This is a genomic window from Natronomonas halophila (assembly GCF_013391085.1).
In the GTDB taxonomy this organism is placed as follows: domain Archaea; phylum Halobacteriota; class Halobacteria; order Halobacteriales; family Haloarculaceae; genus Natronomonas; species Natronomonas halophila.
Genome location: NZ_CP058334.1, coordinates 917,515 through 939,944, shown reverse-complemented (window position 1 = coordinate 939,944; position 22,430 = coordinate 917,515). Strand labels below are relative to the sequence as shown.

Annotated in this window: 26 protein-coding genes; 18 read left to right on the top strand and 8 right to left on the bottom strand. The window is 64.9% G+C overall.

The window, feature by feature from the left end:
• The first annotated feature begins 480 nt into the window (after window positions 1–480).
• From HWV23_RS05220 to HWV23_RS05210, 4 genes are all read left to right on the top strand, one after another.
• The gene (locus tag HWV23_RS05220; protein WP_178289368.1) at window positions 481–945 is read left to right on the top strand and encodes a hypothetical protein; all 465 of its coding nucleotides are present in this window, start codon (window positions 481–483) and stop codon (window positions 943–945) included.
• A 24-nt stretch (window positions 946–969) separates the two neighbouring features.
• Window positions 970–1,101 (top strand): hypothetical protein, encoded by a 132-nt coding sequence (locus tag HWV23_RS17165; protein ID WP_281362692.1) that lies wholly within the window; start codon window positions 970–972, stop codon window positions 1,099–1,101.
• Window positions 1,102–1,250: 149 nt separating this feature from the next.
• The gene (locus HWV23_RS05215) at window positions 1,251–1,529 is read left to right on the top strand and encodes a cytochrome C oxidase subunit IV family protein (RefSeq protein ID WP_178289367.1); all 279 of its coding nucleotides are present in this window, start codon (window positions 1,251–1,253) and stop codon (window positions 1,527–1,529) included.
• Window positions 1,530–1,533: 4 nt separating this feature from the next.
• On the top strand, window positions 1,534–2,190 hold the full coding sequence (locus HWV23_RS05210; protein WP_178289366.1) for a DUF7546 family protein: 657 nt from the start codon (window positions 1,534–1,536) through the stop codon (window positions 2,188–2,190).
• 7 nt (window positions 2,191–2,197) lie between these two features.
• On the opposite strand, the gene HWV23_RS05205 is transcribed toward HWV23_RS05210, so the two are convergent.
• Window positions 2,198–2,383, bottom strand: coding sequence for a hypothetical protein (locus HWV23_RS05205; protein WP_178289365.1), 186 nt, complete (start codon window positions 2,381–2,383; stop codon window positions 2,198–2,200).
• Window positions 2,384–2,459: 76 nt separating this feature from the next.
• Here HWV23_RS05205 and HWV23_RS05200 point away from each other — a divergent pair, with 76 nt between their 5' ends.
• The 3 genes from HWV23_RS05200 (at window position 2,460) to HWV23_RS05190 (ending at window position 4,796) form a co-directional block, all read left to right on the top strand.
• Entirely contained in the window at window positions 2,460–2,972 is a 513-nt protein-coding gene (locus HWV23_RS05200) for a DUF6789 family protein (protein WP_178289364.1), read from the top strand.
• A 112-nt stretch (window positions 2,973–3,084) separates the two neighbouring features.
• A complete protein-coding gene (locus HWV23_RS05195) occupies window positions 3,085–4,005 on the top strand; it encodes an ABC transporter ATP-binding protein (RefSeq protein WP_178289363.1) in 921 nt (306 codons plus the stop codon).
• On the top strand, window positions 4,002–4,796 hold the full coding sequence (locus HWV23_RS05190; protein ID WP_178289362.1) for an ABC transporter permease: 795 nt from the start codon (window positions 4,002–4,004) through the stop codon (window positions 4,794–4,796). Before HWV23_RS05195 ends, HWV23_RS05190 begins: the two co-directional genes overlap by 4 nt.
• A gap of 21 nt (window positions 4,797–4,817) precedes the next feature.
• Here HWV23_RS05190 and HWV23_RS05185 read toward each other — a convergent pair whose 3' ends face one another.
• Entirely contained in the window at window positions 4,818–5,519 is a 702-nt protein-coding gene (locus tag HWV23_RS05185) for a 5-formyltetrahydrofolate cyclo-ligase (RefSeq protein ID WP_178289361.1), read from the bottom strand.
• Window positions 5,520–6,122: a DUF420 domain-containing protein gene (locus HWV23_RS05180; protein ID WP_178289360.1), complete on the bottom strand. Its 603-nt coding sequence runs from the start codon at window positions 6,120–6,122 to the stop codon at window positions 5,520–5,522.
• A gap of 114 nt (window positions 6,123–6,236) precedes the next feature.
• Here HWV23_RS05180 and HWV23_RS05175 point away from each other — a divergent pair, with 114 nt between their 5' ends.
• Together HWV23_RS05175 and HWV23_RS05170 are read left to right on the top strand one after the other, a co-directional pair.
• Window positions 6,237–6,656, top strand: coding sequence for an EamA family transporter (locus HWV23_RS05175; RefSeq protein ID WP_178289359.1), 420 nt, complete (start codon window positions 6,237–6,239; stop codon window positions 6,654–6,656).
• A gap of 51 nt (window positions 6,657–6,707) precedes the next feature.
• Entirely contained in the window at window positions 6,708–7,280 is a 573-nt protein-coding gene (locus tag HWV23_RS05170; RefSeq protein ID WP_178289358.1) for a thioredoxin family protein, read from the top strand.
• 39 nt (window positions 7,281–7,319) lie between these two features.
• Here the strand turns inward: HWV23_RS05170 and HWV23_RS05165 are convergent, their stop codons facing one another.
• The 3 genes from HWV23_RS05165 to HWV23_RS05155 form a co-directional block, all read right to left on the bottom strand.
• Complete coding sequence (locus HWV23_RS05165) at window positions 7,320–8,969, bottom strand: long-chain fatty acid--CoA ligase (RefSeq protein WP_178289357.1); 1,650 nt, start codon at window positions 8,967–8,969, stop codon at window positions 7,320–7,322.
• A gap of 80 nt (window positions 8,970–9,049) precedes the next feature.
• A complete protein-coding gene (locus HWV23_RS05160) occupies window positions 9,050–9,706 on the bottom strand; it encodes an O-methyltransferase (RefSeq protein ID WP_178289356.1) in 657 nt (218 codons plus the stop codon).
• Window positions 9,707–9,756: 50 nt separating this feature from the next.
• Window positions 9,757–10,716 (bottom strand): mechanosensitive ion channel family protein, encoded by a 960-nt coding sequence (locus HWV23_RS05155; RefSeq protein WP_178289355.1) that lies wholly within the window; start codon window positions 10,714–10,716, stop codon window positions 9,757–9,759.
• 95 nt (window positions 10,717–10,811) lie between these two features.
• Between HWV23_RS05155 and HWV23_RS05150 the strand changes: the two genes are divergently transcribed.
• Window positions 10,812–11,966 (top strand): acyl-CoA dehydrogenase family protein, encoded by a 1,155-nt coding sequence (locus HWV23_RS05150; RefSeq protein WP_178289354.1) that lies wholly within the window; start codon window positions 10,812–10,814, stop codon window positions 11,964–11,966.
• Window positions 11,967–11,991: 25 nt separating this feature from the next.
• Here the strand turns inward: HWV23_RS05150 and HWV23_RS05145 are convergent, their stop codons facing one another.
• Complete coding sequence (locus HWV23_RS05145) at window positions 11,992–13,242, bottom strand: MFS transporter (protein ID WP_178289353.1); 1,251 nt, start codon at window positions 13,240–13,242, stop codon at window positions 11,992–11,994.
• A gap of 124 nt (window positions 13,243–13,366) precedes the next feature.
• Complete coding sequence (locus HWV23_RS05140; RefSeq protein ID WP_178289352.1) at window positions 13,367–13,549, bottom strand: DUF7317 family protein; 183 nt, start codon at window positions 13,547–13,549, stop codon at window positions 13,367–13,369.
• Window positions 13,550–13,725: 176 nt separating this feature from the next.
• Here HWV23_RS05140 and HWV23_RS05135 point away from each other — a divergent pair, with 176 nt between their 5' ends.
• The 8 genes from HWV23_RS05135 to HWV23_RS05100 all read left to right on the top strand — a co-directional run bounded on the left by HWV23_RS05135 (window position 13,726) and on the right by HWV23_RS05100 (window position 22,430).
• Window positions 13,726–14,214 (top strand): Lrp/AsnC family transcriptional regulator, encoded by a 489-nt coding sequence (locus tag HWV23_RS05135; protein WP_178289351.1) that lies wholly within the window; start codon window positions 13,726–13,728, stop codon window positions 14,212–14,214.
• Window positions 14,211–15,353, top strand: coding sequence for a pyridoxal phosphate-dependent aminotransferase (locus HWV23_RS05130; protein WP_178289350.1), 1,143 nt, complete (start codon window positions 14,211–14,213; stop codon window positions 15,351–15,353). The genes HWV23_RS05135 and HWV23_RS05130 overlap by 4 nt, the downstream gene beginning before the upstream one ends.
• A gap of 149 nt (window positions 15,354–15,502) precedes the next feature.
• Complete coding sequence (locus HWV23_RS05125; RefSeq protein WP_178289349.1) at window positions 15,503–18,022, top strand: type II/IV secretion system ATPase subunit; 2,520 nt, start codon at window positions 15,503–15,505, stop codon at window positions 18,020–18,022.
• Complete coding sequence (locus HWV23_RS05120; protein WP_178289348.1) at window positions 18,019–20,040, top strand: type II secretion system F family protein; 2,022 nt, start codon at window positions 18,019–18,021, stop codon at window positions 20,038–20,040. The genes HWV23_RS05125 and HWV23_RS05120 overlap by 4 nt, the downstream gene beginning before the upstream one ends.
• Window position 20,041: 1 nt before the next feature.
• Window positions 20,042–20,620, top strand: coding sequence for a DUF7287 family protein (locus tag HWV23_RS05115; protein ID WP_178289347.1), 579 nt, complete (start codon window positions 20,042–20,044; stop codon window positions 20,618–20,620).
• A 1-nt stretch (window position 20,621) separates the two neighbouring features.
• Window positions 20,622–21,218: a DUF7288 family protein gene (locus HWV23_RS05110; RefSeq protein WP_178289346.1), complete on the top strand. Its 597-nt coding sequence runs from the start codon at window positions 20,622–20,624 to the stop codon at window positions 21,216–21,218.
• Window positions 21,206–21,676, top strand: coding sequence for a DUF7266 family protein (locus tag HWV23_RS05105; RefSeq protein ID WP_178289345.1), 471 nt, complete (start codon window positions 21,206–21,208; stop codon window positions 21,674–21,676). The genes HWV23_RS05110 and HWV23_RS05105 overlap by 13 nt, the downstream gene beginning before the upstream one ends.
• Window positions 21,669–22,430 (top strand): DUF7289 family protein, encoded by a 762-nt coding sequence (locus HWV23_RS05100; protein WP_178289344.1) that lies wholly within the window; start codon window positions 21,669–21,671, stop codon window positions 22,428–22,430. Before HWV23_RS05105 ends, HWV23_RS05100 begins: the two co-directional genes overlap by 8 nt.

Here is a 22,430-nt window from a genome sequence, read left to right as displayed (position 1 = left end):
ACTTTTTGCACGCTCCGGCGGTTCGGCGCGCTGCGGCGCCGAACCCGCCTCCGCGGCAAAAACGTGGTGAAAATATGCGCGAGCGGTTCCAGCCGCCTCCCTACGGTCGGCGTTAGTCACCGCTCGCTACCGGGCGCTCACTCCGTTCGCGTCCGGAGAACCGCTTCGGGGGCGACCTTCGGACGCCCCCAAAGCGGACACCATCCTCGCTCTTTGGCTGGCCAGCCTTGGATAGGGAGAAGCATCCGCCGAGCGGGGCCTTCAGAGAAGGCCCCCGAGGCGGTTCCCGGCGACGAGCGAAGCGAGTCGCCGTAGCGCGCACGGACTGGAGCGCGGCGAAGGCGCGCGAAAGGAGTACGCGCGCATATTTTCACCACGTTTTTGCCGCGGAGCCAGGTCTGGCGCCGTAGCGCGCCAGACTGGCGGAGCGTGCAAAAAGTGGGTCGGTAAAGTTAGGATGAAGGGACGGATACGCCGGGTATGGACGATTCGACGGTCCGTCGGATTCGATTGGCGGCGGCCGTGCTCGCCCTCGTCGTCGCCGGGATTCATCTCCTCCATCCGAGTCACGGGGGACATGCGCTGGTCGTCTACGCGGCGGCCGGATATCTCGGCGACCCGCGACCGCTCCTCTTTACGCTCGGTGGCTTCGCGCTCGTGTTCGGCGTCCTGCTTGGCTATAACGGCTTTGCGGGTCGGCGGCTCTATCTGGCGGGCGTCCTCGTCGTCCTCCCGTTTTTCGCCGGCTACGCGGCGTGGCACACGCTCCTCGACCACGGCTCTTTCTGGCCCTACATCGAGGCCCACGGTACCCACGACGAGAACCCGATTCCGGTCGTGCTCGCACACTTGCGCGTCGAACGCCTCGCGCTCGTCTCGAAAGTCGCGGAACTGGGGGTGCTTGCGTGTCTGGTCACGCTTTACCGGACTGACCAGCAACGATAAGGCGCCGTGCGTGAAGATGTTGGTATGGTAGTCGGGTTCATGGGTGCCTCGCCGTTCGTTCAGGGTCTCGTCTTCGCGCTCCTCGGGGTTGGCTTCTGGGTCGGCGGCCTCCTCGGCGCCAACTACCTCTGGAAGCGGTGGCGAAACGAGGACTGAGACGGACGGCTGTAACGGTTTCCCGGGAATCGTCAGCGCGGTTCGGTAACCGCCGCTAACCGGCTACGACCGTCCGTATTCGAGGGCGGCGCGGCCGCTCGGGGGTAATTATATATGGGGCTGTGACATTGGGTGACGTACACACACACATGGCGTCCGATTCCGTCAGATTCTACGCGGCGGTTTACGTCGCCCTCGTCGCCCTCGCGGCCTCGAAGTACGTGTTCTTCCACCCACCGGGCGGCATCGAGTTCAGTTACTGGCAGTCCTTCGGGCTGACCATGGGTGCGGCCGTCGCCAAGACGAGCCTCATCGTCGGGTATTATCAGCACCTCCGCTGGGAAAGCCGGTCGCTGTCGTGGCTGATGGGACTCAGCCTCGGCCTCGTGTTACTGTTGATGGCCGCTGCCAGTTACTCGGTCGCCTAACGGAATGGCCACCGTCTCCCTCGGGCGCCGACTGCCCGCGCGTCGACTCGGCTGGGGCGCGCTGCTTTTGAACCTCCAACTGGTCTCCATCGTCGCCTACTACACGCTGACGACCGCCGAACCGACCGAACTCCGGTATGCCCTCTACGGCCTCCTGTGGGTCAACCTCGGCGCGGTGGCGATATACGCGACGGACCCACCGGAGGGACCGGATTTCGCCACCCGACGGCGGGCGGCGGCGCTGGCGGCGGCCTACTTCGGCGTGCTCGCGGTTTTTGGCGGTGTAATCAGTACGGGCCTCGGTGATGCGGCCTCCGGCGTCCGCATCGCGTGGCTCCCACCGGGGTGGGGCCCGGCCTTCGTCTACGCGGGCGAGTACGTCGTCATCGCCGCCATGCCGGCGTTTCTGGTCGGATACGCGGCGCTCGCGTATCTCGTCTACGTGACGGTGCTGGAGGCCTCCGGGTCGGCGGTCGCGGGACTGCTCGGACTTTTTTCGTGTGTCTCCTGTACGTGGCCGATTCTGGCGAGCATCGGCACGTCGCTCGTCGGCGGGGCGGGAATCCTCGGCGCGGCCGCGCTGAACGCCTCGTATGACCTCTCGACGGCGGTGTTCGTCCTCACGCTCGGACTGCTCTACTGGCGACCGGGCATCCGCTGAGGGCTGCTTACTCCTCGCCGGAGGCGGATTCGCCCGTCCGGCGGTCGCTGACGATGATGACGGCGATGGCAACCACGAAAAGCGCGCTGAAGGCGAGGATGCCGAGGCGGCCGCCCTCCATGAGGCCGACGGTGACGTAGGGAAGCCCCAGCGCCAGCGCCAGCGCGATGCCGAAGGCCGTCTTGGCGTCCATATCCGATGCTGTGACCGGAGTGGCATACCTCTTTCCCGGCGACAATATTTATACACGTGGTGTGTCACTACTACCCATGGGACCTGGCGACACGGAAGTTGGGCCACTCGATGCCCACGACGACGAGACGAACTCGATGACTGGCATCGTCTTCGACGGTCTCATCGGGGCGATAGCGGGTGCTGTCGGCACCGCCGCGATGACCGTCGTACTGTTCGTCGCGGCCTCGCTGGGGGCCTTCGACATGACCTCGCTGTCGATGGTCGTCGAGTTGACCGGTATCGCGGCCGTCGTTCCCGGCGATCCGACCGCGGTCGGATACGTGCTCTTCCTGGCCGGCGGGATGGTGACGTGGCCGCTGCTTTTCGCCTCGGTCGGTCGGTACCTCCCCGGCGGGAGTTACGCGAAACAGGGCGCCTTCTTCGGGTTCGTCCTCTGGACGGGGTTCGTACTGGCGTTCTACGACGGCTACGCCGGCATCGCCCTGCCGCTGTACGTCGTCTTCACGTTCATCGCCCACCTCGTCTACGGCTTCTCGCTGGGGGCCGTCTTCGATTACCTCGGCGGCCGCGAGGAACCGCTCGTCTGAGACGTTCCGGCGGACTGCTTCTTTTATAAATAACGCGTAGCGACCGCCCACGACCCCGAGCGTGACGGCCTGAAACGGCAGGCTTTACCCGGGCGCCGCGTGCGGTTTCGACATGGTCATTCGCGCCCAGGACGTTCGCCGACGATACGGTGACACGGTGGCGCTGGACGGCGTCTCGCTGGCCGTCGAGGAAGGCGAGGTGTTTGCCCTCATCGGCCCGAACGGCGCCGGAAAGACGACGCTCGTGCGCGCACTCACGGGAACGACGAAGGCCGACGGCGAGGTGCAGGTCTTCGGGCAATCACCGACCGAGGTCGCCCGCGACCGCCTCGGCGTCCTCCCGCAGGAATTCGGCCCCGCCGAGCGCCTCACGGCCCGCGAACTGCTCGCGTACTACGCCGGCCTCTACGAGGAATCCCGCGACGTCGACGCCGTCCTCGAAGACGTGGGCCTTTCGGAGAAGGCCGATGCCTTCTACGAGAACCTCTCGGGCGGCCAGAAGCGCCGCGCCTGCGTGGGCACGGCGCTGGTCAACGACCCCGACCTGCTCATCCTCGACGAACCGACGACAGGCATCGACCCGACGGGTCGCCGCGACCTCTGGGCCCTCATCGAGGACCTCGCCGACGGCGGCACGACGGTGCTTTTGACGACCCACTACATGGAGGAAGCCGAGGAACTGGCCGACCGCGTCGGCCTGCTCTCGGAGGGCCAGTTGGTCGCGCTCGGTTCGCCCCGAGAACTCATCGAACGGCACGGCGGCGATAGCCGACTCGTCATCGAAGCCGACGACGAGGGTACGGCGACCCGCGCGCTGGAGACGGCCGGCTATCACCTCCTGCCCGACCAGCGACACGTCGCCGTCCCGGTCGGCCCCAAGGAGATTCCGGACGTCGTCGAAACCCTCGAAGACGCCGGCGTCGACTACGAGGGGCTGGTCTGGCGACAGCCGAGCCTCGACGACGTCTACGTCGCATTGACGGGAACTGATGTCGGCGCTGGCGGCCGCCCCCGCGAGGAGGTCGACGCATGAGTCGCCTCGGACGCGTCGCCGCCGAGACGAAAGCCGCGTGGTACGGCTTCACCCGCCGTCGGACGGCCGTCTTCTTCACGTTCTTCTTCCCGGTCATCATCATCCTCATCTTCGGTGCACTGGTCCAGACCGACCCCAGTGGCGGCGGCCTCTTCGCGGAACCGCCGGGCTACTACGTCGCCGGCTATCTCGCCGTCGTCGTCCTCTTTACGCCCCTCTCTCGGGTCGGCAGCGAGGTCGCGCGCCACCGGGAGGGCAACCGCTTCGAGAAACTTGCGACGACGCCGCTGACGCGCGCGGAGTGGCTGCTGGCCCAGACGCTCGTCAACGTCGTCGTCATCGGCCTGGCGTCGTTGCTGATTCTCGGCCTCGTCCTGCTGGTCACCGATGCGGTGTTCTCCTTCTCACTCCTACTCGTGCCGTACGTCGCCGTCGGCGTGGCGCTGTTCTGTGCGGTCGGCGCGATTCTCGGCCGCGTTGCCGACTCCCAGGACGGGGTCATCGCCGCCTCGAACGGCCTTGCCATTCCCCTACTCTTCCTCTCGGAGACGTTCGTCCCGCCGTCGATGCTGCCCGAGTGGTTCGTTCCCTTCATGAACATCTCGCCGCTGACGTACTTCGCCCGCGGCGTCCGGGGAGCGACCTACCAGCCGCCGGGAACGATGGCGACGTGGCGTGGGGCACAGCAGGGACTCGTCGGTGCCGACCCCTATCTGAACCTCGCGGTCCTGACGGTGCTGGCGGTCGTCTTCTTCGCCGTCGGCGCGGTGGCTCTGCCGCGGACCGATTGAAAAGGCTCGTCGGGTTTTCTCCTATCGCAGTTCGTCGAGGACGGGTATCTCGGCGATGCGCTCCTCGCTCAGGTCGTCCCAGAAGAGGCCCTCCGGTTTCTCGCCGGCGTCGGTGCGAATCGTCCGGGTCGGCGTACAGATGACGTCCAGCGGCACGTCGTGGTCGCCGACCGAGATGTCCTCGTCGATGACCTGCGTGTCGTGAACGGTCGTAATCGTCGGCGTCTCGTCGTCGACGAGGCCGAGTTCCCGGAGGACGGCGTATTCGAGGTCGCTGTAGCCCTCGCCCTTGCCGATGCGGGCGCCGGCTTCGGTGACAGCCACGCTGCCGAGGACGATGGCGTCCAGTTCCGGCACCTCGTCGGGGCCGACCTGTCGGCCGTGTTCGCTCATGTGTGAGACGGTCGGCGCGGCATCGAGGTCGTCGAGTTTCGCGGGGTCCAACTCGACGAAGCAATCGGCCTCGGACAGTCGGGGCACCGCCATGTAGACGGTCGTTCCCTGCTTCAACAGGCCCCGCCGGAGCGGCAACTGTGGGGCGTCGGGGTTGGCCTTGACCGCCTCGGCGTCGGCGAGTTCCGGTAGGTCGAGCGCCCGTTCCGCGGCCTCTTTCGCGCCCTCGAAGTTGGTGATGCGGCCGTGCGGCGGGAAGGGAAACCGGGCGTAGCCCTCCGCTTCGAGGCGGTCCCAGACGCGCTCGCGGATGGCTCCCTTGTCGGTCATCTACGCCATCCCGCGGATGAACTCGATTTGCTCCGGCCCGTAGTAGAATGTGAGCATGAGGTAGGCGACGACGCCCAACACGAGGCTGATGAGCCACGTCGAGACGGCGATGCGGCCGACCCTCGCGTGGGCCGTCTCGCGGAGTTCGGCCGGCGTGTGCGTAATACCGAGCGTGATGGCATACAGGACCAGCGGCACCGCCAGCACCGACAGGACGATATGAATCGCCAGCATGCCGAGATAGAGGCTCCGCAGCGGCGCGCCGGCGACGATTTCCTTGCGGCCGCCACCGCCCGTCTTCAGGAGGTAGAAGACGAGGAACAGCAGGATGAGCGAGAAGGCGGCGGTCATCGCCTTGCGGTGTTTCTCGATTTCGTCGTTGCGAATCCAGTACCACCCGGCGGCCAGACAGACCACCGTCGCCGAGTTGATGACGGCGATAGCGTGGGCAAAGAGGTCGACGGTCGATTCGGTGATGGTCGGGTAGACGCCGACGTCACCGTAGAGCGTCCCGATGACGACGACGTAGCCGACGACGGTCAAGAGGGCTGTCAGTATCCGCGGGTGCTCCCGGGCGAAGGCCGGGCCGCGCGCTGTCGACATATCTGCCCGTTCGGACTCGCCGACAAAGGTCGCTTGGGTTTCCTCCTCGAGTGCCGGAAAGTCGACTCGCCCGGAGACCGATACGGCCTTGCCGTCGGCAGACTGCGTGCCGATATGCAGTATATCTGGTATGCACTCCTCGCTCTGGCGGCCTACTCGGTCGTCGCACCGCTGACGAAACTGGCGACCCAGCAGTTGCCGGCCGATACGGTCGCCTTCGTCACGAACGGCATGCTCGCGCTGACGGCGCTCGGTATCATCGTCGCCACCGACCGACCGCTGCTCTCGGCGCTGACCCACCAGCACGCACCGTACATGTACGCTGCCGGCGCCTGTCTGGCGGTCGGTATCATCTCCTACTATCGCGCGCTCGCGGTCGGTCCCGTCAGCGTCGTCGTACCCATCTTCGGCCTCTTTCTGGTCGCCAGTTCCCTCATCGGCATCGTCTTCCTCGACGAGGTGCTGACGGTCCGCAAGGTGACCGGTATCGTCCTCGCGGTGGTCGCCGTCTTCCTCACCACCTTCGAGGGATAAGCCGGTTCCCCGGAGGGGTGACTTTAGGTCGCTTCCGCCCGTAGGTCCGGTATGGTTGCTCTCGAATCAGAATCCGACAAACTGGACCACGGCGACCAAGCGCCCGGCTTCGAACTGGACGGGACCGACGGCGAGACCTACTCGCTGGGTGATTTCGACGACCACGAGGCACTGCTCGTCGTCTTCACCTGTAACCACTGTCCCTACGCACAGGCGAAGTTCGGGGCGATGAACGACATCGCCGACGAGTACGGGGAGGTGGCCGTCGTCGGAATCAACCCCAATAACGCCGAGGAGTACCCCGAGGACTCCTTCGAGACGATGGTCGAATACGTCGAATCGGGCGATATCGACATCACCGCGTACCTCCGCGACGAGAGCCAGGAGGTCGCCGAAGCCTACGGCGCGGTCTGTACGCCCGACCCCTTCCTCTTCGAGAACGACGACGACGTCTTCCGACTGGTCTACCACGGCCGTTTCGACGACGCGATGACCCCCGACGAAGAGCCCTCCGGCGAACCCGGCTTCGAAATCAAGGACGCCATCGACAGCGTGTTAGCCGGCGGGGACCCCGAAGACGAGCGCGGCCCCTCGCGTGGCTGTTCCATCAAGTGGCGGAACTGAGTCGGCAATAAAAAGGCGTGAGGAAAGCGGCGACGCCGGTTAGTCGTCGTCCGGGGCGGCTTCCTCGGGGACGCGACCTTCGACCAGCGATTCGTCGGTGTACTGCTCGCGGATGTCCTTCTTGGAGAACTTGCCGGTGGCGGTCTTCGGCACTTCGTCGATGAACTCGATAGCGTCCGGCAGCCACCACTTGGGGTAGTCCTCCCGGAGCATGTCCATGATTTCGTCCTCCAGCGTCGTTTCGTCGGCGCCCTCGCCGGGGACGACGAAGGCGACGGGCCGTTCCTGCCAGCGCTCGTGGGGGACGCCGACGACGGCGGCTTCGGCGATATCGTCGTGGGCCATGATGGCGTTTTCGAGTTCGACCGAGGAAATCCACTCGCCACCGGACTTGATGACGTCCTTCGCCCGGTCGACGATTTTGATGTAGCCTTCGTCGTCGACGGTGACGACGTCACCCGTCTTGAGCCAGCCGTCCTCGAAGTCCTCCTCGTTGGCTTCGGGCCGCTTGAAGTACTCCTTGGTGACCCACGGGCCGCGGACCCACAGTTCGCCGAACTCCTCGCCGTCCCAGGCGATTTCCTCGCCGTCCTCGTCGATGATTTTCATCTCGAGGCCGGGGGCGAGCAGGCCCTGCTTCTTGCGGTGTTCGAGCTGGGTCTCGTAATCGGCGTCCTGTAGGCTGGATTTGAGTTGGGAGACCGACCCGATGGGGGACATTTCGGTCATGCCCCACGCGTGGAGCAGTTCGACGTCGTGGTCGTCGAACCAGCGAATCATGGATTCGGGCGCGGCCGACCCGCCGACGATGACGGTGTCCAGCGTCGAGAGGTCGACCTCGTTGTCCTCCATGTACTCCATCAGGCCGAGCCAGACCGTGGGCACGCCGGCGGTGATGGTGACGCCCTCGTTTTCGATGAGGGAGGCGATGTCCTCGGGTTCCGGCGAGGGGCCGGGATAGACGTGCTTCGACCCCGCGGCGGTCGCGGTAAAGGGCATGCCCCAGGCGTTGACGTGGAACATCGGCACGACGGGCATGACGACGTCGTCGTCGGCCATGGGAATCCCCTGTGGCGTCAGGGTCGCCATCGTGTGGCTCCACAGCATCTGGTGGGTGTACTCGACGCCCTTCGGGTTGCCCGTGGTCCCGGAGGTATAACACATCCCGGCGGGCTGTTTCTCGTCGAGTTGGGGCCAGTCGTAGTCGGTCGAGTGGCCGTCGACGAACTCCTCGTAGGGCGTCGCATCGAGTGCGTCGGTCCCACTGGACGACATTACCACGAAGTCGACGCCCTCGAATTCGGGGGCGTCGGCGGCCGCCTGTGCCAGTTTCGGCGCCAGCGACTCGTCGACGAAAATCAGTTCGTCGTCGGCGTTGTCGACGATATACTGGATGTGTTCGTCGGGCAGCAGGGGGTTGATGGTGTGGAGTTGTGCGCCGATGGTCGGTACCGCGAAGTAGGTCTCGAAGTGCCGATGGTGGTTCCAGCAGAACGTCGCGACTCGGTCGCCCTCCTCGATGCCGTATTCGTCGAGTGCGTTGGCGAGTTGCGCCGTTCGCTCGTCGTAGTCCTCGTAAGTGTATCGCTCGATGCCTTCGTGGGTCCGTGAGACGATCTCCGTATCGGGGTAGAGATTCGCCGCACGCCACAGGAACGGTCGAAGTGTCTGGTCAGTGCCTCCCGGCATGGGACCACACCTACGGATGGTCCTGACTTGGGTTTTGCCATGGCTTTCCATGACACTGATGACAGGAACGGGCCCACCGTTTACGCCAGCCGACGGGTCACTGCGAGGCCCTCACCGAGCGGCAACAGCGTCGTCTCGAAGTCGTCGGCGCTGCGGACGTGGCCGAGGTAGTCGGCGACGCCGCGTGCCATCTCGTTGTCCGTCTCGCCGCCCTCCATGACGACCCGGTGAATCTCCTCGAAGTCGAAGGGGCCGGCGGTCATGTTGTCGGCGACGACGACCCCGCCGACGGGGACCTTCTCACGGACCGCCTCGAAGGCCTCGACGTAGCGGTCCTTCTCGTTGTCGATGAGGACGACGTCGAAGGGGCCATCGTAGTCGGTGACGATGTCGATGGCATCGCCCAATTCGAAGCGAGACATCTCAGCGTAACCGCCGCGAGCGAGATTCTCGCGGGCGTCGTCGAGTTCGTCGGCGTCGATTTCCGTCAGCACGATTTCACCATCTTCTGGGAGGCTGCGGGCGAACCAGTAGGCCGAATAGCCGAAGCCCGAGCCGAACTCGAAGACGCGGTCGGCGTCGACGAGGCCGGCCAACTGCTGGAGCCAGCCGCCGACGGCGGGGCCGACGGTCGGAAAGCCGGTCTCCTCGGCGCGGTCGTCCATCTCGCGGAGCACGTCGTCGGGGTCGGGGCCGACCGCCGCTGCGAACGTTTCGACGTCGTCGGGCACGGTCATGGGCGTGGGTTACGTCGCCGGCGCAAAAGAACTCGGGTCAGGGCGGGGGCTTACCGGCTCCGGCTCACCGGGAACGCGACGCGGTCGGGGTGGTCGTTCATCCGGTCGAGGATGCGCTCGTAGAGGGCGTTGCGAACTCGCGTGCCCTGGCGGGGATGGACGAGATAGCGGAGTCGCAGTTCGACCCACGACTGTTCCTGCTGGATGTTGACCGTCGGCCGGTCGCCGACCTCCAGTTCGACCGGTGTTTCGGCGAGGCGCTTGCGGTACCGGTCGATGGCCTCCTCCATCTCGTCGCCGAGGTAGTCGTCGGCTTCCTCGACCATCAACTCGCGGGCGAATTCGAGGTCCGTCTCGTAGGCCACCTGAACCGAGAGTTCGTTCCAGACGTAGGGGAACTCCCGGTAGGAGTAGTTGAAGACGTGCGAGGAGAGGACGACGCTGTTCGGGAGGGTGATGACCCGCCCGGAGGGCTGATTGGAGGAGACCAACTCGCCGTTTATCTCCCACAGCGTCGTCACGAGGAAATCGACTTCGACGACGTCGCCCTTCGAGCCCTCGATGGCGACCCGGTCGCCGACGCTGTAGGGCTTTTTGACCATGATGTACATCCAGCCGATAAGCGAGAAGAGTGGCTGCTGGAGCGCGAAGGTGACGGCGAAGCCGACGATACCGAGCGAGAACAGGAGGCCGACGTACTGGTTCGTGAGGACGGCGAAGATGCCGACGATGGCGAGGATGATGAAGACGAAGCGCAGCAGGTTGCGGGCGTCGTGTTTCCGGCGCTTGCTCTCGGTGTGGTCGACGAGGAACCGCAGGAGGATGGCGTAGGCGCCCATGGTCGCGAGGACCACGGCCCCGACGAGTAGCGCCTGGACGACCAGCGGCGCGATAGCGACACCGCCGAGTTCCCAGTCCGGGACGCCGACCGGCGTCCGGCTGACGGCGCTGGCGGCGGCCGCACAGAGAACGGCGGCGAGGAGCGAGAGATAGCCGAGGCGGCGTTTCACGCTCGAACGTGGACGGCCGGTAATAAAAAGGTGGCAGCCTGTTGCTTGCTGGCATCCCGCGGTATATCCGTTTCGCGCCCCTACTTTCGTCCGGTATGGACCTGCTAGACGAAACCATCGTTCCGGAGCACGCCCACGATATCAAGGCCGAAGCGCGGGCGTTCGCCGAGGAACACATCGAACCGAACGCCGCGGAGTGTTACGAGGCCGGCGAGTATCCCTGGGAGGTACTGGAGGCGGGAATGGACGCGGGTCTCGTCGCACAGGACATCTCCGAGGAGTACGGCGGTCGAGGCCTCGACCTCCACCAACTCCTCGCGATGACCGAGGAACTGTATCGGGCGGACGCGGGCATCGCGCTGACGATGCAGTTGGCGAGTTTCGGGTCGAAAATCACCGAGGAGTACGGCACCGAGGAACAGAAGGAGGACTATCTCCGGCCGGTCGCCGAAAACGACCAGATCTCGGGGTTGGCGGTCTCCGAACCGGAGACGGGGTCGGACCTTGCGGGCATGGAGACGGCCGCCGAAAAGGACGGCGACGAGTACGTCCTGAACGGCGAGAAGTACTGGGTCGGCAACGGCGTCGAGGCCGACTGGGTGACGATGTACGTGAAGACGGGCGATGACCCCGACGACCGCTACGGCAACTACTCGCTTTTCATCGTCCCGACGGACACCGACGGCTACGACGCTGAACACATCCCCGAGAAGATGGGCTTCCGCGCCTCCAAGCAGGCCCGCATCGAACTGAACGACGCGCGGGTACCCGAGGAAAACATCATCGGAACCGAGGGTGCAGGCTTCTACATGCTCGCGGAGTTCTTCAACTACGGCCGAGTCGTCGTCGGCGGCCACGGCCTCGGCCTCGCGGCGGCGGCCATCGAGGAGGCTTCCGAGTTCGCCCACGGCCGGAAAGCCTTCGACCGGACCATCACCGAGTTCCAGAAGGTCCAGCACATCCTCGCGGACATGATGACCGAGTTCCAGGCTGCTCGCGCGCTCAACTGGCGGGCCGCCGACAAGGTCGCCGAAAAGGACAACGCCGGCTTCTGGGCGGCGATGGCGAAGGTCAAGTCCACCGAAACCGCCAACGACTGCGCCGAACGCGGGATGCAACTCCACGGCGGCCGGTCGGTCCTCACCGAGAACCGCATCTCCCGCATCTACCGTGACGTCCGGGTCCCCGTCATCTACGAGGGCGCCAACGAGATTCAGCGCAACCTCATCTACGGACAGGCCGGGTGGTGAGGCTCCGGTCGCCTCCGGGGTGCCGTCAGGCCGCACGCGCGACCGACACCGACAACAGGAGCGCGATGCCGGCGGTCGCGGCAACCCCGGTGAATGCGGCGTAGACGCCAGCGACCTCGATAGCATAGCCGAAGGCCGGCGGGGCGACAGCCCCGCCCGCGGAGATGCCGATGGTCATCAGCGCGAAGTTCTTGCCCACGTCGCGGCGCTCGGAGGCCAGGTCGGTGAGCGTCGCCCGCGCCGGCCGCGAGATGTCGACGGTAGCCGCAAGGAGCAGGACGACGCCGACGGCCGCGAGCGCGGGCAGCAGGGCCGTCGAGAGCGCGGCCGCGAAGACGACCAGCGACCCGTAGCCGACGAAGAGCATCGGCGTCGGCCCGATTCGGTCGGCGACGTAGCCACCGCCCAGCAGGATGACCGCCCCGACGACCAGCATCGCGCTGGCGACGAGGCTGGCGGTCCCCGAATCGAGACCGTAACCGACATCGAGCAGCGTCGCGGCGTAGGCGCGGACGCCCCAGATGGCCGCGCTGTTGACGAACCACAGCGCGGTCAGCAGGAGGATGAGCGGCGCGCCGGCGATGGTCCGGAAGTAGGCGGCTGCCCGCGCGCCGAGAAGCCGGAGTCGGTCGGCGGTGGTCTCGACGGTTCGGAGGGCGTCGACGACGCTTTCCTCCCCGTCGCGGGCCTCGGCGCCGGCGCGGGTGATGCTATGGGGGAGACGGCGGACGACGAGGACGGTGATGACGGTGTAGACTGCCCCGAGGGCGGCGATGGCGCCGAAGGCGGCCTGCCAGCCGAAGCCGAGCGCGACGGCGGCGGGGACGACGGCGAAGGGCAGCGCAAGGCCGAGGGCGCCGGCGAAGCCGTGGGCACTGTAGGCCCGCGAACGGTAGGCATCCGGCGCGGCCGCTGAGATGAGCGGGTAGTGGGCCGGGTGGTGGCCGGCCACGCCCAGTCCCATGACGGCGGCGGCAGCCAGCAGCCACTCGTAGGAGGGCGCGAGCGCGGCCAGTCCACAGCCGAGGGTGCCGACGGCCAGCGAACCGACGAGCACCGCGGCGTGGCTGTAGCTGTCCGAGATGTAGCCCAGCGGAAGTTGGCCGACGGTGACGACGGCGTTGATCAGGCCGACCGCGAGACCCAACTGGGCCAGCGAGACGCCGAAGTCGGCGCTCAGAAGCGAGAAGGCGGGCGCGAAAAGCAGGAGGTAGGCGTGGTTGACGACGTGGGACCCGGAGACCAACCCGACGACCAGCGGCGCGTCACGCGGCACGGTGAAGGATCTTCGCCGGTTCACCAAGCACCTTGCGGTCCCCGAAGCGGTTGCTGACTGTCGGAAGAACTGGGGGTGAGAAAAGCTCGTTCAGCGCCGTGGCTGACGTGGGAACGCCGACGGCTTAGTCGGCGTGGATGGGCGTGCGCTCGGTCTCGGTCGTCGCGGGGGTGACGGCGACGCCGAGGCGGTCGACGGCACGGCGAAGGCGGTCGGGCGAGACGCCGGCCTGACGGGCCGCGTCGTCCAGTTCGAGTGTGCCGCCCTGGTACAGAGTCATCGCCGTTCGAAGCGCGTGCTGCTTCATACCCACTACAACCCACCAAGGGATTATAATAGTATCGAGAGATAATATATCAAGGGATGACCTTATATGCCGAAGAACATGAACGACCATTATACTAGGTAGTCGGATAGTGGGTCGTGTGACAGGAACTGACGGTGCCTCGCAACGCTTTAGTCCGCGCTACTGTCCTATCCGATATGGACCACGCCGACGAACTCCTCGAGTTGCTTTCCGAGAACGCCCGCTACTCGACGGCCGACCTCGCCCGACTGACGGGCCTGTCGGCCGAGACGGTCGAGGAGGGGATCGCGGAACTGGAAGCCGAGGGAGTCATCCAGGGATACACCGCCATCGTCGACTGGGACGCCGTCGGCGACGACCGCGTGCAGGCCCACGTCGAGTGTAACGTCACGCTCGACCGGGAAACGACCTACCGGGACGTGGCCAAGCGACTCGCCGGCTTCCCCGAGGTACAGGGGCTCCGTCTCGTTTCGGGCGATTACGACTTCGCGCTCGAAGTCGAGGGCGATTCGATGCGGGAGGTCTCCCGCTTTATCAGCGACAAGGTCGCGCCCCTCCCCGAGATTACCCAGACGGTCACCCACTACATCATGGAGACCTACAAGCAGGGCGGCTATCGCTTCGACGACGGCGGGGATGACGACCGCCTGTCGGTCACGCCATGACGTTCGAGCCCTCCGACCGCGTCGCGGAGGTACCGCCCTCCGGTATCCGCCGGTTCTTCGAGTTGGCCGAGGAGATGGACGACGTCATCTCGCTCGGCGTCGGCGAACCCGACTTCTCGGCGCCGTGGGCCGCCCGCGAGGCCGCCATCACCTCGCTGGAACGCGGCCAGACATCCTACACCGCCAACCGCGGCATGCGCGAACTCCGCGAGGAAATCGCCAAGGACGCCAAGCGCTGGAACCTCGACTACGACCCCGACGAGGAAATCCTCGTCACTGCGGGCGCCAGCGAGGCCCTCGACGTCGCCTTCCGTGCGCTCGTCAACCCTGGCGACACCGTCGCAGTCGCCCAGCCCTGCTACGTCTCCTATTCGCCGGGCGTCACCTTCGCCGGCGGCGAGGTGCTCGACGTCCCGACCCGCGTCGAAGACGAGTTCAAACTCACCCCCGAGGTGCTCTCCGAAGCGGGCGCCGAGGACGCCGACCTGCTGGTCTACTGTTATCCGAACAACCCCACCGGCGCGACCATGAATCGCGAGGAACTCGCCGAAGTCGCGCAGTTCTGCCGCGAGCACGACGTCGACGTCCTCTCCGACGAGATTTATGCGGACCTCACCTACGAGGGCGACCACGTCTCTATCGCCGAACTCGACGGGATGCGCGAGCGGACCGTCGTCTTCAACGGCTTCTCGAAGGCCTACGCGATGACGGGCCTGCGTCTCGGCTACGCGATGGGCCCCAGCGAGGTCATCACGGCGATGAACCGGGTCCACCAGTACACGATGCTGTCGGCGCCGACGACTGCCCAGTACGCGGCCATCGAGGCCCTCCAGAACTGCCGCGAGGAAGTCGAAGAGATGCGCGCCCAGTACGACCGCCGACGGAACTTCGTCCTCTCGCGGTTCGAGGAGATGGGCATCGACTGCTTCGAAGCGACCGGCGCCTTCTACGTCTTCCCGGAGTGTCCCGGCGACGACGCCGAACAGTTCGCCGAGGACCTGCTGGAAGCCGAGCAGGTGGCGATGGTGCCCGGCACCGCTTTCGGCGCCGGCGCCGAGGGCCATCTGCGCGCCTCGTATGCGACGGGCCTCTCGGAACTGAAGGAAGCGATGAACCGCCTCGAACGGTTTATCGATTGACACGCCTCTTCCCCCTTAGCGGGTAGAATCCCGGCGATTCCCCGTATTCGCTATTCGCCTCGAATTTCGGGGCTCGGGCGCTCGCCCGTGCGAATCACGTATCGATAGGGCCGCAAACCTTTTTCGCTGATGTGTTCAATCGTTTGCTAATGGCTATCGATGATGCGGACGGTGAGGGTGCTGTTGGAGGGCCAGCGCCCGACGCCGACGCAGAAACGAACTCCGACGTGGACGCCGAGGCGGAACCGGAGGACCCGCCGGCGGCCGTCGGTGAATACGACTGGGAGGACTTCAAGGCGGAATACTACTACGACGAGGACGGAAACCCGCCGGAAGGCGAGGAGTTCGACCCCGAGGAGTATCTCGGCTACGACCCCGAGGAACTCGATTCGGTGTTCGGCGGGGCCGGCTTCGGCGCGACCCAGCTGACCGAAGTCGCCAACGAGCGGACCGTCCGCGTCAATCCCGAACTCGACGAGGACGCGTTTTTCAGCGACGAGAACGGCGTCACGACCGTCGTCAATCGCTACGACCTCGAAAAGGCCGTCCCGCAGGAAAAGAAGGGCCACTTCCGCGAGGTCGAACGCTACTGGGTCAACAAACCCTACGCCTTCGTCATCATCTTCCACTCCGAGAAGGAAAACGAGAAGAAGTACTACCTCATCGAACCGCATCTCACCCCCATCGAATCGGACCTCCGGGAGTTCATCTCCGGCAAACTCAGAACCGCCATCAAGTATTCGAGCGACGAGGTGGTCATCCAGGGTGACGACGACGCCCGTGCCGGCGTCATCGAACGGGAGACCCACAACCTGCTCGAACGCTACGACCTCTACGAGGAGGGCGCCCGCCCCGCCAACGGTGGCTTCGTCGACAGCGTCAAGGGACTCGTCGGTCTCACGGAAGAGACGGAAGCGGAAGAGCACGTCGGGCTACATGGCGTCAAGGCACGCCCCGAACCCGCCCTTCTGGAGGAGGACTCCGAGACGCTCTCGGAGTACCAGATCGAGAAACTCCTCTACCTGCTCAAGCGGGACTTCATCGGCTTCGAGCGCATCGACGGCATCAAACACGACATCAACATCGAGGACATCTCCTGTGACGGCTACAACTCGCCGGTCTTCGTCTACCACGGCGACTACGAGCAGATCATCTCGAACGTCTACCACGGCGAGGAAGAACTCGACGACTTCGTCGTCAAGATGGCCCAGCGGTCCGGGAAAGGTATCTCCAAACGGAACCCACAGGTCGACGCGACGCTACCGGACGGCTCGCGGTCACAGCTCACGCTCGGCCGCGAGGTCTCCGACCACGGGACGAACTACACCATCCGGCAGTTCAAGGACGTCCCGTTCACGCCAATCGACCTCATCAACTGGAACACCTTCTCGCTGGACGAGATGGCGTTCCTGTGGCTCTGTATCGAGAACCACAAGAGCCTGATCTTCGCCGGCGGTACGGCATCCGGGAAGACCACCTCGCTGAACGCCGTCTCGCTGTTTATCCCCTCGAAGGCGAAAATCGTCTCCATCGAGGACACCCGCGAGGTCGAACTCCCGCAGCGAAACTGGATTGCAAGCGTCACCCGGCCCTCCTTCAGCGAGGGTGACAAGGGTGACGTCGACGAGTTCGACCTGCTGGAGGCCGCGCTCCGACAACGGCCGGAATACATCGTCATGGGTGAGATTCGTGGCGAGGAGGGTCGGACCCTCTTCCAGGTCATGTCGACGGGGCACACCACGCTGACGACGTTCCACGCCGACTCCGTCGGCGAGGTCATCAAGCGCTTTACGACCGACCCCATCAACGTCTCGAAGACGATGTTCACGGCGCTGGACCTCGTCTCGATTCAGACCTCGACGCGGGTGCAGGGCAACAAGGTCCGCCGGAACAAGTCGCTGACCGAAATCAACCACTACGACCCCGAAAACGACGAGATCAACGTTCAGGACGTCTACCAGTGGCAGGCCGAAACCGACGAGTTCCTGCAGATGGGTGAGTCCAACACCCTCGACGAGATTCAGTTCGACCGCGGGTGGACCCGCCAGCAACTGGACGACGAGATGTTCAAACGCCAGATCGTTCTGGCCTACCTCATCGAGAACGGCCTCAACACCTACACGCAGGTGGCGGCGACGCTGCAGGCCTTTATCAACGACCCCGAGACCATCCTGACGCTCATCGCCAACGACGAACTGGAACGGTCCCTCGAAGACCTCCGTGAGATGGAGTCGGTCAAAATCGACATCGACCCCGACAAGGAGGCGATGGTGCCGCGACCCTCCGCCGACGAGACGATGCTCGAGGAGACGGGTCGGGTCCTCGACGATGCGTCGGCGATGCTCGAAGAGTACAGCGGCGAGATGCCCGACGAGGGAGTGGCCGACATCCTCGAAATCGACGAGGAAGAGGACATCGACGTCGGCGAAGGGGACGGTGACGGCGACTTCGATTACGGCGGCTTCTCCTTCGAAGCCGGCGGCGGCGGCGACGAAACGCCCGGGGACGGCGAGGCGACCACCGACGGCGGCGAACCGGCCGACCTCGACGACGAACTGCCCGATGAGCCCGACCGATCCGACGAGTCGGACCCGGCGGCGGACGCCGACCGTGACCTGTTCGACGACGATGAGGACGGGTTCGACACCTTCGACGAGGACGATATATGAGCCTCGGGACGGCAGGTTCTTCGAGCAGTACCAGCACGCTCGCCGACCTGTTTTACCCGCTGTACAACCGCCTCTTCGACGACGACAGCGACTTCGTCGCCAACGTCGAGACCAAACTCGCCGAGGCCCGCATTCCCCAGACGGTCGAAATCTACCTGTCGAAATCCCTGGCTATCGGCGCCATCGCCGGCATCGGGCTGTGGCTGCTGGGGACGCTTCTGGGATGGGCCATCGTCACGTTCATCATCACCGAACCGCCGACGATATTCGGGTTGCCGATGCCCGAGCCGTATCTCTCCGTCGTCAACTCGCTGAAGATACCCTTCATCATCGTGATTTCCGGGCTGGTGTTCGGCTCCATCGGGTTCGGGTCCGGCTTCGGCGGGATGGTCGCCAAGCCGTATCTCGACTCGGGCGCCCGTAAACGCGAAATCAACGTCCTGCTGTCGGACTCGGTCTCCTTCATGTACGCGCTGTCGGTGGGGGGACTGAACCAACTGGAGATCCTCGAGGCGATGGCGAAGGCCGACGACACCTACGGCGAGGTGGCAAAGGAGTTCCAGTCCATCGTGCTGGAGACGCAGTATTTCGATACGGACTACCGGACGGCCGTCAGGAATCAGGCGATGCAGACGCCGTCGGACGAACTCGGGCAGTTCCTGACGGACATGCTCTCGATTATCAACTCCGGTGGTGACATGGAGAAGTTCCTCGAAGACCAGAAGGAAAAACACATGCGGACCTCCAAGCAGGAACAGGAACTCGTCCTCGAGACCCTGGAGCTGTTCGGGGAGATGTACATGACGCTGTCGCTGTTCCCGCTTCTGCTTATCATCATCCTCGTCATCATGTCGATGCTCGGGCCGTCGAAGGACATGCTGCTGTACGGCACCGTCTACGGCCTGATTCCGCTCATCGGGGTCGGTTTCCTCGTCATGGTCTCGACGGTCGTTCAGGACGAGGTCGGCGACGGCTACCTCCGCCCCGATGAGGGCGAAGGGTTCGTCGACGAATCCGAGTCGATGTTCGACCTCGGCCTCGCGGAGGATTACGCCGGCCGCTACGGGATTTTCGACCGCATCAAGTCCCGCGAGGGGACCTACATCACGATGAACGTCCTGAAGGACCCGCATCTGTTCTTCCGGGACTACCCGCTTGCGGTGTTGGCGATTACGGTCCCGGCGACCATCGTCGCGATGGTGTTTTCGGTGATGGCCGGGTTCGCGCCGACGAACGTCGATGGGATGATGAGCGAACCGATTCAGGGAACCTTCTTCTGGGTCTTCGTGCCGCTCTATCTCAACCTGCTGCCGCTGACGATCTTCCACGAGTGGAACGTCCACTCGCGGAACGCCATCACGAACAAACTCTCCGATAACCTCCGGAAACTCTCCAGCGCGAACGACACCGGGATGACGCTCTTGGAGTCGCTGAAGGTCGTCGCCGACACCTCCTCGGGGAAACTCTCCGAGGAGTTCCGCGTCATGTACGCGAAGGTCAACTACGGGACGAGCCTCAAGACGGCTCTCCGGGAGTTCAACAACAAATACCACATCCCACGCTTGGCCCGGACGATGAAACTCATCTCGAAGGCTCAGGAGGCCTCCAGTCAGATTACGCAGGTCCTATCGACCGCCGCACAGGCCTCCGAGAACCAGGACGACATCGAGATGGACCGGAAGTCCCGCACGCGGATGCAGATGGTCATCATCATCATGACCTACATCACGCTGCTCGGCGTGATGGCCCTGCTGAAAGTCGAGTTCCTCGACACGATGGCCGGCTTGACCGAGCAGGCCTCCGGCGGCGGTGGGGGCGGTGGTGGAGGCGGTGCCGGCGAGTTCGGTGGCGGACTCGACATCGATAAGCTGACGATGTTGTTCTTCCACGCCGTCACGCTGCAGGGTATCATCTCCGGACTGATCGCGGGCTATATCCGCGACGTGAGCATCATGGCCGGCCTGAAGTTCGTGGTCGTCCTGCCCACGCTCGCACTCCTCGTGTTCATGATGGTGTAGTATGTCGGGAACGCGCGCACAGACGACGCTGGATTTCGCCATCGCGATGGGGATCTTCCTCTTGGCGGTGGCGTTCGTCTTTACGTTCATCCCATCGCTGACGTCGCCGTTCGTCGATAGCAATCAGGAACGCAGCGTGGTAGCCGACCGCACCGCGAGCCATCTCGCGGAGGGGGCGCTGGGCGACCCCAACCGGCCGCTCATCGTCGAGGAGCCGTGTGCAACGGCCTTCTTCGGGAACAACAGCGTGCCCACCGAGTGTGATGGGTTCGGTGACCACGGTAGCGACCAGCCCCGCAAACGGCTCGGACTCAGCGACGACGTCGGCTACCACATCCGTCTCGTTCACGTCGATGCCAGCGCTTCCGATGCGGACCGGTATCGGACGGCCTGCAACAACGGCACGACGGTCATCCACGAGGAGGATAGCACCCGGGCCTGCGACGTTCGCTACGAGATCGGCACGGAGCCGACCACGTCGAGTTCGGTAACGGTCGCCCGACGCATCGTCACGGTCGAACCGTGTGACTTCGAAGGGGCCGACGCCTGTGACGCGACCCTGCTGGTGGAGGTGTACTGAGATGTGGGACGACAGCGACGGAACGCGAGGGCAGGCGTACACGCTGGAGGCGATTATCGCGGCGCTGCTCATCGTGTCGAGTCTCACCTTCGCGCTGCAGGTGACGGCGGTTACGCCCCTGTCGGCGAGCACGTCGAACCAGCACATCGAAAACCAGCAGCGTGCGTCGGCCAACGGCGTGTTGACGGCCGCCCAGGAATCCGGCGCGCTGAAAGAGGCCGTCCTCTACTGGAACGACACGGCACAGCGGTTCTACAACACATCCCTGTTCAACTACTACACCAACGAACATCCCGACAACGAGTTCGGGCGCATCCTCGACCGCGCGTTCGTGGGCCGAGGGCTCGCGGTCAACGTCGAACTGCATACCCCCGGCCAATCCTCCCCACAGCCGATGGTGTATCGCGGCGAACCGAGCGACAACGCCGTCACCGCGAGTCGGATGATAACGCTGTACGACGAGGACACGCTGACGGCGCCGGGCCACGAGAATACGAACCTCTCGTCGGCCAGCAGCTACGGCCGGGCCGTCCCCGAACGGACGAACAGCGACGTCTACAACGTGGTCCGGGTGGAGGTGACCGTATGGCGGATGTAGGCGACGACCGGGCCGTTTCGCCGGTCTTCGGGTACGCCCTTACCTTGAGCATCTCGACGCTGCTTATCACCGGACTGCTGGTCGCTGCCGGCGGGTTCGTCGACAACCAGCGCGAGCTGACGTCGGAAAACGAACTGGAGGTCATCGGCCATCAGGTCGCGGCGGACATCGCGGCGGCCGACCGACTCAGTCGGACGAACGGCGTCGACACCTCCGAGCTATCGATAACGCGGACGGTTCCTCAACGCATCGTCGGCTCGTCCTATCGAATCTACCTCCGAACCGGCGGAAACGGGCCGACCGACCCGTATCTCGAATTGCGGGTAACCGACCCCGAGGTGACGGTAACGGTCGGCCTTGCGGTGGCACCGTCGACGACTGTCGCCGAAAGCAGTACCGGAGGCGGCCAAGTCATGGTCGAAGTAGACGGCGGGGACTTGGTGATTCGCGATGCGTGACGACGAGCGGGCCGTCAGCGAGCTTATCGGCTTCGTGTTGGTGTTCTCGCTGGTGTTGGGTACGGTGAGCGTGGTCTACATCGCCGGTCTTCAGGGTCTCCACGATACGCGGGACGCCGAACGGCTCCAGAACGCCGAGCGCGCCTTCGACGTGCTGGCGAACAACTTTCAGGAACTCGGCCGCGGTGAGGCCCCGAACCGGGCGACCGAAATCCGTCTGGCCGACTCCCAATTGATGATGGAAGAACGGTACCGGTCGCGGTTTCGGGTCAACGAGAATAACGTCTCCGAGGCGGCGCCACGGCCCATCGTCTTCGACGGGGGGACGGGTGTCCGCATCGTCTACGAGCAGGGCGCGGTTATCCGCAACGACGTCGGTGGCGGCGCTCGGATGCTGCGGACGCCGGATTACCTGTTCGGTTCCCAGCGGACCGTCGTCAGGTACATCGAACCGCGCGGCGGCGAGCAAAGCGTCGGCGGAACGACGACGGCACTGGTTCGCGGCCAGCGAACCAGTCCGTTCCTGGTTTACGGACAGAACGTCTCGGGGGTGGACGTCGAATTCGACCTCGAAACGACGGCGGCGCGCGCGCCGGCCTGGATGCGATATTTCGACACGCAGGAGAGTCTCAATGGGTGTACTATGTCACCGAGCGATGCGGAAGGAGAGACGCTCGTGACGATTACCTGTAGCGTCGATACCAACGAACTCTACGTCTCACGGGTGCTCGTCGACGTTCAGATATCGACTTGA